The organism is Streptomyces sp. NPDC005151 (assembly GCF_053599875.1).
Genome location: NZ_JBSFYR010000262.1, coordinates 1 through 1,271 on the forward strand (window position 1 = coordinate 1; position 1,271 = coordinate 1,271).

At 63.6% G+C, this 1,271-nt stretch carries 2 protein-coding genes; both read left to right on the plus strand.

The genetic code is table 11. The features are described from left to right. The coding region (locus ACWD6R_RS40595; RefSeq protein ID WP_451823348.1) for a metallophosphoesterase family protein at window positions 1–679 on the plus strand (679 nt) is incomplete at its 5' end. An 83-nt stretch (window positions 680–762) separates the two neighbouring features. Then, entirely contained in the window at window positions 763–1,209 is a 447-nt protein-coding gene (locus tag ACWD6R_RS40600) for a hypothetical protein (RefSeq protein WP_451823349.1), read from the plus strand. The last annotated feature ends 62 nt before the right edge of the window (window positions 1,210–1,271 follow it).

A 1,271-nucleotide genomic window follows, 5' to 3' on the forward strand; every position in this document is an offset into this window, starting at 1 on the left:
GTCACAACGGTCATCGGTACAGCACTACTCGTCTCTCCGCCCAGTCAGATGTTTCCGGGTTCTCCCCGACTCACCTGAGGTTGTCACAGAGGGCATCTGGATCAGCGGCAACGCCGACCGCGAACTCCTTGAATACCGCCGGGGGCAACGCGACACGATCCCCGATCCGATCGCCCCCTGGGCAGCCGAACAGCTCCGCGAGGACCATCTCGACTTTCTCGGCTCGCTTCCACGATCACTCTCCCTGCCTGTGAACGGCCTGGGAAAGGTGCTGTTCTGCCACGCCACCCCTCGCGACGACGAGGAAGTCGTCCTGGTCGACTCCCGCCTCGACCGCTGGAAGGAAGTCTTCAGCGGACTCGAAACCGACATCCGCACCGTGGTCTGCGGCCACACCCATATGCCGTTCGTCCGCCTCGCCCACGGCCGGCTCATGATCAACCCCGGCAGCATCGGCATGCCCTACGGACGAAGCGGAGCACACTGGGCCCTCCTGGGCCCGGGCGTCGAACTCCGTACCACGCACTTCGACCTCCAAGCCGCAGCCACCCAGCTCGGCCAGGACTCGTCCTACCCTGAAATCACCGAGTGGGCCGACTACTTCCTGCACGCTCGCGCGACCGACACCGACGCCCTCGCAGCCTTCGCCCCACGGGACGGACGTGACCACAGCCCGTGACACTCGCTCCCCCTCCACGACAGCGGGCAGCCGAAACCGACTACACGATCAACGACGCCTACCAATCCCGAGGCCGGAGGAGGATGAACGTGTCTGGTGAGCGGCTCGACTCGGAGTGGGTGCGAGGCTGGTGCGAGCAGACTTCTACAGTGCTCGCGGCTGTGATGTCGTCGTTTCTGAAGACGCATGGGTTCCCACCTGGCGAGAACGCCGTCAACCTGGCAACGGATGAGAGCCATGGGGCAACGGACGCACTCGTGGATCTCACGCCGATCCCCTCGGACCTGACGACCCTTTACTGGGTGGTCTGCGAAGTGTCCATGCCTGACGTCGAGCACGGACACTTCGTCCACCCTGCCTCGACGGTCGCTGAGCACTTCCGTGAGTACGGATCTGTCCAGATCGACGACGAGCCACCTGCCATCGTCTTTGCCAGTGATGGTGGTGGCCATCTGTTCGCAGTTGCTGGCAGTGGACGAGTCTGGAAGTCGACTACTGGCACTGTCACGTTGGCTGACCGGGTGGGATGATCTTCGTGTTGATCATGCTGGGAAGGGGATCGCTGGTGTCGTCTGTGCCGCCGTCGTACAAG